The 16,065-nt window shown below is 36.0% G+C and carries 14 protein-coding genes; 4 read left to right on the forward strand and 10 right to left on the reverse strand.

Features of this window, described 5'->3' with window-relative positions:
* Positions 1-16 precede the first annotated feature (16 nt).
* The 5 genes from ACIQ7L_RS04675 to ACIQ7L_RS04695 all read right to left on the reverse strand — a co-directional run bounded on the left by ACIQ7L_RS04675 (position 17) and on the right by ACIQ7L_RS04695 (position 5,058).
* Entirely contained in the window at positions 17-736 is a 720-nt protein-coding gene (locus ACIQ7L_RS04675; RefSeq protein ID WP_400567053.1) for a (Fe-S)-binding protein, read from the reverse strand.
* 170 nt (positions 737-906) lie between these two features.
* Complete coding sequence (locus tag ACIQ7L_RS04680) at positions 907-1,596, reverse strand: FadR/GntR family transcriptional regulator (RefSeq protein ID WP_255257286.1); 690 nt, start codon at positions 1,594-1,596, stop codon at positions 907-909.
* Positions 1,597-2,034: 438 nt separating this feature from the next.
* The gene (locus tag ACIQ7L_RS04685; RefSeq protein WP_400567055.1) at positions 2,035-3,417 is read right to left on the reverse strand and encodes a sensor histidine kinase; all 1,383 of its coding nucleotides are present in this window, start codon (positions 3,415-3,417) and stop codon (positions 2,035-2,037) included.
* Between the two features lies 1 nt (position 3,418).
* A complete protein-coding gene (locus tag ACIQ7L_RS04690) occupies positions 3,419-4,090 on the reverse strand; it encodes a response regulator transcription factor (RefSeq protein ID WP_400567058.1) in 672 nt (223 codons plus the stop codon).
* Positions 4,087-5,058, reverse strand: a complete 972-nt coding sequence (locus tag ACIQ7L_RS04695) for a YncE family protein (protein ID WP_400567060.1) — start codon at positions 5,056-5,058, stop codon at positions 4,087-4,089. The genes ACIQ7L_RS04690 and ACIQ7L_RS04695 overlap by 4 nt, the downstream gene beginning before the upstream one ends.
* Before the next feature lie 136 nt (positions 5,059-5,194).
* Here ACIQ7L_RS04695 and ACIQ7L_RS04700 point away from each other — a divergent pair, with 136 nt between their 5' ends.
* The 4 genes from ACIQ7L_RS04700 to ACIQ7L_RS04715 all read left to right on the forward strand — a co-directional run bounded on the left by ACIQ7L_RS04700 (position 5,195) and on the right by ACIQ7L_RS04715 (position 10,711).
* Positions 5,195-6,310, forward strand: a complete 1,116-nt coding sequence (locus ACIQ7L_RS04700; protein WP_400567061.1) for a CdaR family transcriptional regulator — start codon at positions 5,195-5,197, stop codon at positions 6,308-6,310.
* A 400-nt stretch (positions 6,311-6,710) separates the two neighbouring features.
* Positions 6,711-8,123 (forward strand): glycolate oxidase subunit GlcD, encoded by a 1,413-nt coding sequence (gene glcD, locus ACIQ7L_RS04705; protein WP_400567064.1) that lies wholly within the window; start codon positions 6,711-6,713, stop codon positions 8,121-8,123.
* Positions 8,120-9,448 (forward strand): (Fe-S)-binding protein, encoded by a 1,329-nt coding sequence (locus ACIQ7L_RS04710; protein WP_400567066.1) that lies wholly within the window; start codon positions 8,120-8,122, stop codon positions 9,446-9,448. The genes glcD and ACIQ7L_RS04710 overlap by 4 nt, the downstream gene beginning before the upstream one ends.
* A 456-nt stretch (positions 9,449-9,904) precedes the next feature.
* Entirely contained in the window at positions 9,905-10,711 is an 807-nt protein-coding gene (locus ACIQ7L_RS04715) for a CAP domain-containing protein (protein WP_400567067.1), read from the forward strand.
* Positions 10,712-10,745: 34 nt separating this feature from the next.
* Here ACIQ7L_RS04715 and ACIQ7L_RS04720 read toward each other — a convergent pair whose 3' ends face one another.
* From ACIQ7L_RS04720 to ACIQ7L_RS04740, 5 genes are all read right to left on the reverse strand, one after another.
* Positions 10,746-11,351 carry a DUF1648 domain-containing protein gene (locus ACIQ7L_RS04720; RefSeq protein WP_400567069.1) on the reverse strand — a complete coding sequence of 202 codons (606 nt, stop codon included), beginning with the start codon at positions 11,349-11,351 and terminating at the stop codon, positions 10,746-10,748.
* 91 nt (positions 11,352-11,442) lie between these two features.
* Positions 11,443-12,366, reverse strand: a complete 924-nt coding sequence (locus ACIQ7L_RS04725) for an RluA family pseudouridine synthase (protein ID WP_400567071.1) — start codon at positions 12,364-12,366, stop codon at positions 11,443-11,445.
* A 98-nt stretch (positions 12,367-12,464) separates the two neighbouring features.
* On the reverse strand, positions 12,465-12,887 hold the full coding sequence (locus ACIQ7L_RS04730) for a histidinol dehydrogenase (protein ID WP_400567073.1): 423 nt from the start codon (positions 12,885-12,887) through the stop codon (positions 12,465-12,467).
* A gap of 103 nt (positions 12,888-12,990) precedes the next feature.
* The gene (locus ACIQ7L_RS04735; RefSeq protein ID WP_400567075.1) at positions 12,991-15,186 is read right to left on the reverse strand and encodes an MMPL family transporter; all 2,196 of its coding nucleotides are present in this window, start codon (positions 15,184-15,186) and stop codon (positions 12,991-12,993) included.
* A 196-nt stretch (positions 15,187-15,382) separates the two neighbouring features.
* Positions 15,383-16,030, reverse strand: a complete 648-nt coding sequence (locus ACIQ7L_RS04740) for a phosphatase PAP2 family protein (protein WP_400567077.1) — start codon at positions 16,028-16,030, stop codon at positions 15,383-15,385.
* Between the last annotated feature and the right edge of the window lie 35 nt (positions 16,031-16,065).

A 16,065-nucleotide genomic window follows, 5' to 3' on the forward strand; every position in this document is an offset into this window, starting at 1 on the left:
AGCTTATGTTCCCCCTTTATGAGCGGCTATTCAGTACCTCAGCAATATGCATTACTTTTACTTTTTTACCTAAACGTTCAATACGTCCGCCAATGTTTAACAAACACCCACAGTCAGCACCGATTAAATAATCTGCGCCGGTTTCCATCACACTATCAACTTTCTCATCAACCATTTGCTCAGAAATTGGTGTCATCTTAACTGAAAACGTTCCCCCAAAACCACAACAATTTTGTACATTTGGTAGTTCTTTTACAGTTAATCCTTTTACATTTGATAGTAAAATCCCTGGTGCTTCTGTTACTCCAAGCATGCGTGTCATATGACAAGATTTATGAACAGTTGCTGTTCCTTCTAAGCTAGCTCCAACATCTGTAACTTTTAACACATCTACAATAAATTGTGTTAATTCATATGTTTTATCTGCTACTTTTTGTGCACGTGCTGCCCATTTTGGATCATCTTTAAAAACGTGTGGATACTCGTGAAACATTGTCGCACAAGAACCAGATGGCGTAACGATGCATTCTGCATTTTCAAAAGTTTCAATCATGTGTTTCATCGCTTCTTTTGCTGCTTCTACATGGCCGCTATTATAAGCTGGTTGACCACAACAAACCTGCGCTTCTGGAAATTCGATTTCACAACCTAAACGCTCCAACACTTCGACTGTTGCTTTACCGACGTTTGTTTCAAACATATCGACTATACAAGTAACAAACAAAGTAACTTTCATAATTATAATTCCCCCTCATTACAACTTCGTCAATATTCATATGGTCATCAGATGACTAGGAAAAGAAGAAGCAAGGCATCCAATTCCGCCTGATTCTTCCCTTTTCTAAAGAAAACGCTTCCTCAATCTTTCTCTATTTTATCAGAAAACTGAATTTTCGAAAGACTAAATCACGAATTTATATCTCTTCTACCTGTGACAATATGTTCTACATTTGTTAAATGATTTAGCATCGCTTGCTGTGCAGACTCTATATCTTGCTTCAATACCGCATCATAAATAGCTTGATGCTCTTCTAAAAGTCGCTCTGCTGTCGTTTGTTCACCATATAAAATAATGCGTCTTGACTCACCAATTGTTTCAGCAATCATCTCTGAAACATGATTCATAAGTTCAAGTAAGATGTTATTATGTGAAGATTCTGCAATCCCCATATGAAAATGAAAATCTGCTTTTTCACCAGCTTTTTCATCTCCCATGCCTTTTGCCATTTCATCTAACCAACGCTTCATATTTTGTAAATTACCTTCCGTACGCTTCGCTGCAGCTGCTCGAACTGCCCCCACTTCAAGCACTTTTCGCACTTCCAATAAATTTAAAATATCTTCCTTCTTTATTAACAATGTATGATTTAACGATTTTGTCAATGCTGAAGAATCAAAGCTCTTCACATATGTCCCTTCCCCTTGTTTCATTTCAATTAAGCCCATTGCTCGCAAAGCACTCAGCGCTTCACGAACTGCAGATCTGCCAACTTGAAACTGCTCAGCTAATTGATGAACAGGAAGAAGTTTGTCACCAGGTTTTAATGTACCATTTTTTATCATTGTTAAAATGGCTTCAGATACCTCTTCGTAAATTTTTTTCGGTTTAATAGATTTGTATTCCAGTTAAATCACCCCAGTATCATCCAAACAACAGTTAAAACGATTTATAAAAACATAGCATCCATACCTATTTTAGAACGAATTGGTAAGAAGTACAAATGTTTTGTTCATAAAACCGTCAAATTTTTGTTATATGGTGGGGATTAATGGATATTATCTCCATTAACAATTGATTTATAGCTTCTCTCCCTACATCCTCCTTGCTTATATATGATTGCCCTTATAAGAAAAAGCATATTCTAGACTAGAACATGCTTTCTTCTTCATTTATCCCGCTATTCGCGGGCAGTAATACCCTCACCTCAAGATTCAGAGAAAAACGAGGAAGATAGGTGGGGGATAAACTGCCCGTAAAAGCCCGATTAGTGAGAGCTTTCCATCAGTGAAGGATGCCCTGCACTAACTAACGTTTCACTCTATCTGTAATTGTATGATAACTGTTGTACCCTTTCCTTTTTCACTTTCAATTCGCCATTCTCCATCATGAATATGCACAATTTGTTTTACAATCGCAAGCCCTAGACCTGTTCCTCCATGCTGACGACTTCTTGCTTTATCTACTCGGTAGAACCTTTCACCAAGCTGTTCAAAATGTTCCGGATCAATTCCAATTCCCGTATCCTGTATTCTCAATTCACAATAAGTATCTTTTGTCTCTAGTTTTATTACAATATGCCCATTTTGATTTGTATAACGTATCGCATTATCTAACAAGTTATGAAGTACTTGCTGCATTCGATCCTCATCAATCATTACAATAATATCTGGATCAAGATCCATTGAAATATGCAGTTGTTTTTCTGTACATTTCAATTCATACGTTTCCAATACGTCTTCAATAAGCTGAGCAAACACAATCGGTTGTTTTTTTAACGGAAAATGATCTCCTTCTAGCTGTGCTAAATCTAATAAATCATGTACAAGCCGCTGCATACGCCCCGCTTCTTTATGAATGAGCTGCGTAAATTTCGATTGTTGTTGTCCCTTTGCCACACCATCTAAGATTGCTTCGCTATACCCCTTAATATAACTAAGCGGTGTCCGAAGCTCATGCGAAACATTCGCTAAAAATTCCTTGCGCTTTGCATCTTCGGCCTCCAATGAAGTTGCCATTTTATTAAATGCTTTTCCTAAACGACCAATTTCATCCTCAGATGAAATTGTAATACGCTCAGAAAAATCTCCCGTTGCCATATGATTTGCCACTCGTTCCATTTGTGAGAGCGGCTTTGTAATTGCAATAATAATTTTTCGGCCAATCCATATTGTAAGTATCATCATACAAAGAGCCAATGGTGCTAAAATAAGTCCCATATCAAATATTAAATCTTTAATACTCTTTAGCGGAATATAAGAGTATACAATCCCAACTAACTTCTTTTCTTCTAAAACAGGGATGACCACGCCCATAATCTTGCGCTGAAAGTGTTCTTCATATCCTACCTTTGTAACTGTCTTCCCATCTAATAATGCCTGCCTATCATTTTCACTAATGAGAGAATGATAATGTACATCAAAAGGTAAACATGCACTTAAATCACGTGGATTACTCACAAAAAGTATATCTGCACTCGCAATACGATCAAACGCCTTCACTTTCTCCTCGAATGCTGAGACACCTTCTTGTTTGTCATATTGTGATACGAGTCTTTTTCCTTCCATTACTAATGAATCTTCAATATTTTGAACATATAACTTTTCATATGAATATAAAGACACAAAATAAAGAAAAGAAACTGTTACACATACTGCACATACTACTGTAAGCCAAAGCTTTTGTATCATCGTAAACATATTACACCTCAAATTTATAGCCTACACCCCAAACGGTTTGAATGTAGTTTCCACTTTCTCCAAGCTTTAAGCGCATCGTTTTCACATGTGTATCTACCGTTCTTGTACTTCCTGCGTAATCATATCCCCATACTTTTTCAAGCAATTGCTCCCGGCTAAACACTTGTCCATGATGCTGGCAAAGAAAATATAGTAAATCAAACTCTTTTACCGTAAGAGAAATCGTCTCACCGTTTGCCTCAATCCGTCTGCTTTTTTCATTAATTAGAATGGGACCAAACTGAAGCTCCTCTTGTTGTTCTTGCTTTGTATATCGCCTTAATACAGCTTCCATACGAGCAATGAGTTCCCCTGGACTAAACGGCTTCACAATATAATCGTCTGCTCCCATTCGTAAGCCATTCACGCGGTTCCATTCTTCACCTTTTGCAGTTAAAAAAATAATGGGGACATCTGATGTTTTCCTAATTTCTTTACAAACTGAAATCCCGTCCATCTCCGGCATCATAATATCCAAAACGACAAAATCATAATGATTTGTCTCTAACTTCTGAAGAGCTTCCTTTCCATTTTCAGCTTCTCCCCATTCATACCCAAAGTTATCTAAATACATGCCGACAAGCTGCCTCATATCACTTTCGTCATCCACAAGTAACACTTTATGTTTATTCATTTCCCTCTCCCTTCTCGCTGCACAAGTTGGAATGGTCCCTTTCCAACTGCAATCGTTTGTTTTACTTTCATATCCTGTATATCAATGACATACACTTCATTACTATCATAGCTGGCTACATAACCTTCTTTTCCGCTTTTCAAAAAAGCAAATGGGTTAGATCCGACTTCTATCGCCCCTACTTCCTGATAAGTATGAGCATCAAACTTTCTGAGCATATTTGATCCGTGACTTAAGGCGTACACAAATTTTTCATCACCTGCAATACTAACTGGCATAAATGGTGCATGTAAAGAACGTATCATCTCTCCATTACTTAAAGAATATACTAATACTTTCTCATTCACTTGTTTTCCATCACCATGTCCACCAATCCATATTTCCTTACCATCAGCGCTGACCATTGCTCCTGTTGATGCTGGTGGCACCATAAAAGATTGTATAACTTGCTTTTTCTCTAAATCAATTGTAGATAGCTGTGTATCATAAAAATTTAATACATATAATCGTTTCTCATGCTGCACCATTGTTAACGGACCTTTTCCTACCGAAACACTTCCTATCTCTTTCCCGTTTATCGTAAAGAATCGTACTTTTTGTTCATTCTGATCGGCGACAAATAATTGTTTTCCATCATTTGATACGACGACATTTGCAATTCCTTTTCCTGTCTTCCATTTTTTCATTTGTTTTCCTTCTGTTAACGAGTATATATATACATATTCTAACTGCTTACCATATACAAGCATGTCTTCCCCATTCGGAAGCATCGCAATTCCTGTAATTGGTTCTTTTAATTCCCATGTTGTTAATGTCTTTTTCGACTTTTTATCAATAAAACTAACGCTACCTTCTTTAATATTTGTCGTTATGAGTATACTTTTATTTTTAGCAATCGGTGTATATGAATCCCCCTGACACCCTGCTAACAGAAACAAAAAACATAGAAGAAAAACGTACTTCTTCAAAAGATTCCCTCCATCTTTAGATGATTTCGTTATAATTGTAAAATAGCAAATATTTGTGAGGAAAGTGTGAAATCTTCCTATCTTAATGAAACTACATATATAATGTACAACAAACAGAAATAGAGGTGTGCAAATTATGCTTTTTCCTGATTTAGCAAATAAAATTGTACGTGAAGTTCGAAGGCTAATTACAGAGAACATCATTATTATTGATATACAAGGGACAATTATTGCAAGTACAGACACTGAACGAATTGGACAATTTCATGAAGGTGCTCTTCGTTGTGCAAAGCAAAAGAAAACAGTCATTATTACAAAGGAAGATGAACAGCATTTACAAGGGGTAAAAGCTGGAATGAATCTTCCGCTTCTGTTCCATGATGAAGTAATCGGTGTGATCGGTATAACGGGAGAACCCGAAAATATTTCACAGTATGGAGAAATATTAAGAAAAATGACCGAATTATTAATTCATGAAAATTATTTTCTAGAACAACTAGAACTTGAGCAACGTTCATATGAAGCATTTGTTTTTGATTGGCTTCAAAGTAATGATTGGTCCCCTAGTTTTCTAGATCGTGCAAAAACACTGGGCATCGATTTATATAAGAAGAAACAACTTATTTTATTTTCCTTTGATCAAGATGATACGATGCTGCAGCGTAAAATTTGGCAACATATTCGGAACCTGCTAACGAAGGAGGAACTATTTGTACGCTGGGGAAATGACCGTTTTATTCTATTTACGACAATGGAGTCAAAAAAGAAGTCCTTTCAATTTTTAAAACGATTAAAGCAAGATTGTGAAGCTTTATTCCCTATTACACTATATATCGGGATTGGACAAACTGTTATGCCAAGCGAAATGCATATATCCTATGAACAAGCATTGCGTGCTCTTTCAGTTGCTTTTGAAACAAAAGGTATTATATTTAATGAAGATTTACGTTTAGAAATGTGTTTACAAGATATTACTGCTGAAACCCGTACAGAATTTCTGAAACGCACGATTTATAACTTATTATCTGCAACTGAACTCATGCAAACGCTACGCTTATTTATTGATCATAATCAATCATATAAACAAACAGCAGAAAGATTGCACATTCATATTAATACATTGCTTTACAGACTCAACAAAATCGAAGAATATACAGGACTTAACCCAAAACACTTTAAAGATTTAATCGTTTTATATTTCGCCCTCCTCTTATTGGATAATCATACAAAAAAAGATGGAAAAATCAATTAATCTTCAGTCATTCATCCATAGAAAGAAGTCCCCTACTTTTTTATGATTATAATGAAAACACTGTTACAACGCTTTTATCCTTATGTTCTTTCATCGGTATATGCTTTACCTCAACTATATAAGTACAATTTGAAAAACCAACATAAAACCTTTCTTTTTAAGTGGGAGAGCATCCAGCCATGCATAGAAGCGGTCAGATCCCTTTCCTGCCCCATGCCAAGTTAAAACAAAGAGAAAAAACGAGTTATTCTTCGGAGTAGCGACTTATATGTTGAAAAATCAAAATGGATTTATATATTCACGGACAATAAAAGCAACTTGAGATGAAGGTTCGTTTTATATCACAAGGTCAAACTCTTATGAATAGGATAACAAGTTAACAGTTTGAGGGGGATTTCTAATGTTAGAACAGCGTATTATCGATTCATTCGTATCCATTGTTGGTCAAGATAATGTAGATACATCCAACATGGGGCGTTTAACGTATAGTTATGATGCAACACCAAACTTCCAAGCGATGCCTGATGCGGTCATTGCACCACGTAATACAAATGAAGTAGCTGAAGTCTTAAAAGTATGTAACGCCCATAAAGTTCCTGTATACGTTCGTGGTTCTGGTACCAACCTATGTGCAGGAACATGTCCACTTGAAGGCGGAATCGTTCTTATCTTCCGCCATATGAATCATATTTTAGAAATAGATGAAGAAAATTTAACAATTACTGTGCAAGCTGGCGTAATTACACTTGATATTATTAAAGCCGCAGAAGAAAAAGGGCTATTTTACCCACCAGATCCAAGTTCCATGAAAATTTCTACAATCGGTGGTAATATCAATGAAAATTCCGGTGGCTTACGCGGTTTAAAATACGGTGTAACTCGAGACTATGTTATGGGGCTTGAGATTGTCTTGCCAAATGGCGATATTATTCGTACTGGCGGTAAATTAGCGAAGGATGTAGCTGGATATGATTTAACTCGTTTATTTATTGGTTCGGAAGGTACGCTTGGCGTTGTCACAGAGGCAATTTTAAAACTTGTTCCAATGCCTGAAACGAAGAAAACCATGCTCGCATTATATCAAGATATCAATGAAGCCGCTCGTTCCGTTTCTGCGATTATTGCCAATAAAATCATTCCAGCAACGCTTGAATTTTTAGATCAACCAACAATTGAAGTAGTAGAGGAATTCGCGCAAATTGGTTTACCTACCGATGTTAAAGCCATTCTTTTAATTGAACAAGATGGTTCACCTGAAGTTGTAAACCGTGACATTGAGAAAATGGCTGATGTTTGTCGCTCCATGCATGCTGTTGATGTTCGCATCGCTAAAGACGAAACCGAAGCAGATGCACTTCGTACAGCACGCCGTAGTGCACTCTCTGCATTAGCAAGACTGAAACCTACAACAATATTAGAAGACGCAACCGTCCCACGTTCTCAAATTGCTCCAATGGTTGAGGCGATTAATGCTATTGCAAAGAAATATGATATTTCCATTTGTACATTTGGTCATGCTGGTGACGGAAACTTACATCCAACTTGTATGACAGATGCTCGTAATAAAGAAGAAATGCACCGTGCTGAACAAGCCTTTGCAGAGATTTTCCAAAAAGCAATTGAACTTGGTGGTACAATTACAGGCGAACATGGCGTTGGTGCCATGAAGGCTCCTTATTTAGAATTGAAATTAGGTAAAGAGGGCATCGCTGCTATGCAAGGAATTAAGCAAGCTTTCGACCCACATAACATTATGAATCCTGGAAAAATGTTTGCCAAAGATTCTCGTAAAAGAGTGGTGGTTGAACGATGACAACATTACATACAGAACAGATTCAAAAAGAATTTAAAGAGCGTCTTAATGAAGACGAATTATTAAACTGTATGCGATGTGGTTTTTGCTTACCAACTTGTCCTACCTATATTCAATCTGGATATAAAGAGTCACATTCCCCGCGCGGTCGCATCGCCTTAATGAAGGGCGTCGTAGATGGTTTAATTGAACCTGATGAAGATGTTGAAAATACATTAAATGTTTGTCTTGGCTGCCGCGCTTGTGAACCTGTTTGTCCATCCGGGGTAAACTACGGGCATTTATTAGAAGAAGCGCGTGATATTATTAATCAAAATAAAAAATTTTCTATGCCAGTCAAAGCTGTTCGTAAGGTTGTATTTGAAGGACTATTTCCTCATCAAAATCGCATGCGAACATTAACAGGACTAATTGGATTTTATCAGCGCTCTGGTTTACAAACATTCACGCATAAAACAGGTATAATGAAGTTATTCCCAGAAACACTTGCAACAATGGACCTTGTCTTACCAAAAGTACCAAAAATGAAAGACATGAAGAAACGCCCAGAATTTTTACCAGCTGAAACAACCAAGAAAAAACAAGTTGCTTTCTTTACGGGGTGTTTGATGGATACAATATTTTTAGAAACAAATAACGCCACAATGGAACTCCTTCAGCTTGCTGGCTGTGATATTGTCATCCCGAAAGAACAAAGCTGCTGCGGAGCTCTGCATGGTCATGCTGGTGAAAAAGGCGGGGCAAAAGAACTTGCCAAACGAAATATCCAAGCCTTTGAGGATTTAAAAATTGATTATATTATTACAAATGCTGGTGGTTGCGGAGCATATCTCGTAGATTATGATCACTTATTAAAAGATGATCCCGAATGGGCTGAGCGTGCAAAACAGTTTGTTGCAAAAATAAAAGATATTACAGCTATTTTAGTAGAATTAGACTTTCATAAACGAACTGATTTACGTCTTCCAACGCAAATTATTACGTATCAAGATTCTTGTCATTTGCGTAATGTAATGCGGACATCTTCTCAGCCACGCATGCTACTGCAAGCAATTCAAGGTGTGACATATCGTGAAATGAAAGAAGCAGATCGTTGCTGTGGCTCTGCTGGTATTTATAATATTGTTCATTCAGAATTATCTATGGAATTCTTGGATTATAAAATGGAACGTGTGCATGAAACAGATGCCACAACAATTGTTACTGCCAATCCAGGTTGCTTACTACAAATGAAACTTGGCATTGAGCGTGAACATCTTTCTCATAAAATGAGAGGCATTCATATTGTAGATCTATTATTAGAAGCAATTGAATATCGCTCTTAATATATGTAACAATGCGAAAACGGCTATCTCTTTCTTCTATGCAAAGAGATAGCCGCTTTTTATTCGCTACAAGATTAAAAATATGTTACTATCTCGTAAAAAAGAACAACAAAAACATTACAGCTTTGTAAAAAAACAACCATTATATTCCTCAAGAAAATATAGAAACCCTTGATATAATAGGTTCCTCAATTTCTACAAAAGGTAATTATAACCAAAAATCCTCCTTTATAAGCAAAATGAAAAATGCTGAAAATTCCTCTTATAATCTACTGTTCTCCCATTTTACCTCCTATTTCAATATAGGATAAAATAGGAAATTTTATATTCTATGAATTTTTTTCCATCTTTTTTTCGGCCTTTTGTATGCTACGATGAATTTGTCAGCCGGACAGGCTATCAAAAATTAGTCTGTTTGAAAGCAGTTCAAAACTTTTATATAGGGGGACACACATCATGAAAAAACGTGGTCTATTATCTGTCGCAGCAGTAGCGGCACTTACACTAGGAGTATCATCTCTTGATGCACAAGCTGCAACAGTTCAGCCATCTGCAGTTAAAGTTCAAAATATTCAGCAATCTAAAGTTGTTATGAAGCATATGAATCAACAAGAATTGCAAGCATACTTACAATCTATGGGAATTCAATCTCTATCACAATGGAAGCAAGTACAATTCCAATCAAATTGCTCTATTCCTAACGAATCAACTGCACCTACAAATGTAGTTACACCACCTACTACACCGGAAACTACGAAACCTGTAGAACAAAAACCGGCTGAAACAGCTAAACCAGAAGCACAAAAACCAGCTGAAAACAATAAAACACAAAACGACACACAAAAGCCAGCTGAAAATAAACCAGCTGAAGACAAAAAAGGTTCTTTAAGTGAATTTGAACAACGCGTTGTTGAATTAACAAATGCTGAGCGTACAAAACAAGGCTTACCAGCATTACAAGTTGATACTGAACTAAGCAAAGTAGCACGCACTAAATCTGAAGATATGCAAAAAAATCACTACTTCGATCACAACAGCCCAACATATGGTTCTCCATTTGATATGATGAAGCAGTTTGGTATTTCTTATAAAGCTGCAGGTGAAAACATTGCCCAAGGTCAACGTACACCAGAAGAAGTTGTACAAGCTTGGATGAATAGTGAAGGACACCGTGCAAACATTTTAAATAAAAACTTCACTCACATCGGTGTTGGCTATGTAGAAAATGGAAACTACTGGACACAACAATTTATTACGAAGTAAATAGAAAAGGAGTCTTCTTAACGGAAGGCTCCTTTTATGTTTCATAGTTTTCTAGTATATAGGCGTACAAAATACAAAACATAAAAGAAATGGATCCACAACAAATGACACTAACCAATAAGTAAAATCCCCATTCAAGCTTCAAAAACAACGAAATCAATATGATACATGCCATACTTTGAAAAATACGTTGACTAAGCAAACGTATTTTCTGTAACTTTATCGGTTCTTCCTCTTTTTTATCACTCTTTTTAAATCCTTTACTAATCATAAACAGGAATACACTAATTCCTATTATAAGACCTATTTGAAATGGGATAACGGTTCCTAGACTAATAAAAAGAACGAGCATATGAATAAACAACAAAAATAAAGTCACATTCTTTTTAAATCTCATTACAACAAAATGATCATCCCTGTTAAACTTATATACATATTGTGAAATCATATACATCAAGCCATGGAAAAAAATAATGAGACAAGGAATAAATACTGCAACAACTTGCTTCCTTGCAAATTCATTTGGCTCACCGTGCTGGTTCCAGTGTACCGCTATATGATTCGGCAAGTACGGGTAGAGAAATAAAGTAAATAGAAGGCAAGCAAAAAATATCCCCATTATATATTTATATCTTACCAAGTAATTTTCACCTCTCTTTTCTATTTACGGCTTCGATTCTTACAAAAAAATTTCCTGCAAAAAATATTTTTCTCAACCAAAAAGCCAAACCTTACTTGTTTGACTTTTGGAAAGACTGCATAATTTTGTTTATATGTGCAGGGAACGGAACTTCTACTGTAATCTCTTCTTTTGTAATCGGATGTAAAAAAGCAATTCGCAAAGCATGTAATGCTTGATGAGACATATATATTACTTGACCGCCATATAATTCATCACCAATTAACGGATGCCCGCTATAACTCATATGAACGCGAATTTGATGGGTCCTTCCTGTCTCTAATTGTAATGTTACAAGCGTCACATCTTGGTTCTTAAAATATTTTTCTACCTTATAATGCGTTACAGCATGATCACCTTTTAAAGAAACTCGGCGCCTTGTTGCATGATGTCGATCTCTTCCAATCGCTGCATCAATTGTTCCTTGTCTCTTTTTCACTTTTCCTTCAACCAGTGCCATATATGTTCTTTTGATTTTGCGTTCCATCAATAATTGATCCATAATAGCTCCAGCTAATCTATGTTTCGCAAATACGACACCGCCCGTCGTATCTTTGTCTAACCGATGGATATGACGAACTTTCGTTTCTAAACCTTGCATTTGGAAATGAAAAGCGACCAGATTCGCAAGGGTTCCTGTCCCTTTTTTTTCAGAAGGATGTGTATCCATTTGCGCTGGCTTATTTACGATTAACACGTGATCATCTTCAAATATCACGTCTAAATCACCAAATTCCGGCTCGACACCATATTCTTCTTGAATAAACATATGAACTTGCAACTTCTCCCCTTCTTCTAAACGTTCATTCCATCGCTTCTGCTCACCATTCACAACAACTCCTTTTTCCATGCGAAGTTGATGCAACAATTTTTTAGGCACACCCCACTCTTCTTTTAGTAAGGACTCAATACTCATACCATTCCATTTAGTAGGAACCGTAATTTCGCACCATTCTCCCTTTTTCTTCGTTTCCATACCTTATCACCTTATTTCTATTGATTCTCCTATTGTAACGGAAAATACATTATGATGCACCGTCTAAACAAAAGACAGCCTATATAATAGACTGTCCGCTAGGCGCGTAGCCTCCTCATCTCTTGCAATACTTCTTCTGCTTTCTGTTCATACGATAAATCCTTAAAGAAATCTGCTAACCGTTTATAGTCGTTATATGCATCTAATAAATCATCCATTGTGTCTATCTTAACAGTTTTTGATTTTGATTTTGATTTCACTTTAACTGGATATCGATAGCCAGACACCTCATGAATTTTATAATACTCTTCATCTACTTGAATCACTTTCACAAGTTCTTCTTCTTCCGCATCAATTGTATACCCATCAAATTCTCTCAATAACTCATAAATAATATGAGTCCATTCATCTTTTGGATAAAACCCTTTTTCTAACCTATAGCCGACAATGCGATACATGTGCCCATCATTTTCTGCAAACTGTACAGTATCATTTAACTTAAATTTAAAATAACGAAACATTGTCTTCACCCGCTTTTATATGTATTGTTCTTATCACATACTATTTGCAATATGAGGGGCATGCTATTCATAAAAAAACACCCATCTATAAGATGAGTGTTCTTCAGTCTAATGATTTTTCTTTTTTCTTTCGAAATGGTAGCCACCAATTCCAATCTCCAAACATTTTCATTAAACTTGGTACAAGCATAAGTCGAATGATTGTTGCGTCAAGAAAAATAGCAAGTGCTACACCAAGTCCCATTTGTTTTACTGGTAAAATGTCAGTGAATGCAAATGCACCAGTAACAACAATCATAATTAAAGCAGCTGATGTAATAATACGACTTGTTGATACAAGCCCTTCTAGTGTTGCCGTATCGTTGTCTTTCGTTTCTTCATATAATTCATGGATACGCGAAATAAGGAACACTTCGTAATCCATACTTAAGCCAAATACGAGACCAAAAATAAAGATTGGTAGCACGAATAAAACTGAACTTTCTTCCAATCCAAAATGCCCGCCTTCAAATAACCAAATAACAATACCAATTGTCGCACTTAAACTAAGTATATTCATAACAATCGCCTTAATCGGAATGAGTATAGATCGAAAAGCGAATAATAAAATAAAGAAAGTGGAGCCGAATATGACAGACATACCAATCACAACTTTATCTTTTATTTCATCCTCTAACTCTTGCTGGAATGTTGTCATACCACCTAGATAATAGGTAATGCCATCTTCTTTATAGTTCTCTTTAAAATCACGGACCCATTGCTTCGCGGTTTCAGTCCGCGGCTTCGTATCCAAGAAAATTTGAAGAGTTGTCTTATTTCCTTTTGTATATGCTTCAAATACAGGCGCTATTTGTGCTCCTTGAGGTGATTGTAATAATGCAGCAACCTGTTCAGCTGTCATTCCATTTAGTTCATCATACAAACTCTTTACTTTGTATACATGCTTATCTTTTTTCAGCTTCTGAATCACATCTTCTATCTTTTGTAAACTTTCTTTTTCAGTTACTTTCTGCTTCGTTTCTAATACTACGGTCACATCAGCATGCGTTTTCACAATTTTATTAAATGCCTCTTCATATCTTTCATACGCGATTCGTGTATCGCTTTTCTCTGGCAATGCTTCTACACCAGGAAATTGAAGATTAGCCGTACGAAGGGGTAACAAACAAATGAGAATAAACATTGTAACAAAGATAATCATCATGATAGGGTGCTTCATGACAAACTGAGCAAACTTCCTCCATATACTTGATGTTTGAGGAGGCATTTGATTTCTTTTCAATAACCGTTTCCCAATTAAGGATAGCAATGCCGGAAGAAGTGTAAGCGAAAATAAAATACTCATTACAACAACAATCATTCCGCTGATTGCAACAGATTGAATATAATCTATTTCAAAGAAAAACAAACCAGATAAACCAACAAATACACATAACCCTGAAAAGATAATGGCACGTCCCGCTGTTTGATATGTCACAGCTATCGCTTCCTTAACTGTCCTGTGCGCCACTTCCTCGCGAAAACGATTCACAAATAACAGCGCAAAATCAATTGATAATGCAAGTCCAATCATCGGTGCAACATTTAAAACAAAAATAGATAACTCTTTATCTACACCGATAAAATATAAAATTCCCATCGTACTAATGACACTAAGTGCCCCATTTAAAATCGGTAAGATGGATGCAAGCAAACTCCCAAATGAAAAAAGTAATACAAGAAATGCAATTGGTAATCCAATCATTTCTGCTACTTTCAAATCATTCTGTGTTCGTTCATTAATTTCCTGATTAATTTTTGGATATCCTGTTGGTGTTACTGTCAAAATATCGTTACTTTCCTTCTTGATTTCTTCAGCAAACCGTAATGTCTTTTCACTTCGTTCTTTATTTGTTTTCCCGGAAAATAAGATTGTCGCATAACCAATATCATCTTGTAACATTTCTTTATTTTCTAACGGATGATGAAAAGAGTCATATGATTCTTCTACTTGAATTTTATTAATAACTTCTTCTATTCGTTTCTGAAAAGTCTCTGTCGAAATTCCTTTCTGCTTTTGAAACACAAGTAAGAGTGTATCTTGAGACTGCTTAAAGTCTTTATCCAAAATTGCTTTTGTCGTTAGATAGTCTCCTTTTGTTTGAAAACCATCACCACCTAATACACCAGGAAGTTTCGGCGCAAAACTACCAAGCACAATAGCTAATACAACTAATACTGCTATCACTGTATAGCGAAATTGATAAAGAAAAGCTCCTACTTTCCCCCACTTGTCCACTTTATGTACATTTGTCTTCACACATTTTCACCTACTTTATGTAATTTGTGAATCCACTTATATTTTAGCACATCTATATTATATAAAGCTTCACGAGCAGCTTATCTACTGCCTAATTTCTTTACTTTTTCTAAGCTTTGAGGTGAAGGTAACAATTTATATCATCTACAAAAAAGCATCTAAAAAAACCGTTCATTCCGGTCTTTTCAGACGCTTCTTATCCCTCTTGATTCATTGCAAATCTCTCTGAAAATAAACGATGAAAATAAATTGCAAGAATTAACAAAATGCCACCTAAGCAATAACCCGCTAAAACATCAGTTGGATAATGAACAGATAGAATAACCCTGCTTAATCCAATCCCTATAATAAACAGTGCCATAATAATCGTAATCATATACTTTCCAGCTTTATTTTTTAAATTTGCGGCAATGATATAAGCAAGGAATCCATATGTAATCATTGATAACATTGCATGTCCACTTGGAAAGCTATACCCAAGTGCATCAAGCGCCTCATTCAAATTCGGGCGATTTCTTTTCACGATTTCTTTGATTCCTTTATTCACAATATGCGTTGTTAATATAGCAAGTGGGTAAATAAACATCGCTACATAATAACGTTTCTTCCAGAAGACAAGCAAACTCAGGATAAGTATACTAGTAATACCAATCGCAGATCCCATTTTTGTAAAATATGAGAAAAATAAAAGAGAGCTCTCCGTTTGTAATCCTCTTACAAGCTCTTGTACATATTTATCAACCCTTATTACACCACCGGCTTGTACTCTCCACGCAATGATGCCGAATACAACAAATAATAAAGTCATACAAACCAGCTCATATCGATGTAATTTCTGCTTCAATCCTTTTCCCCCTATGTATAAAAAAATGCGATTTC

Origin of the sequence: Bacillus sp. NPDC094106 (assembly GCF_044764345.1) — a bacterium.
GTDB lineage: Bacteria > Bacillota > Bacilli > Bacillales > Bacillaceae_G > Bacillus_A.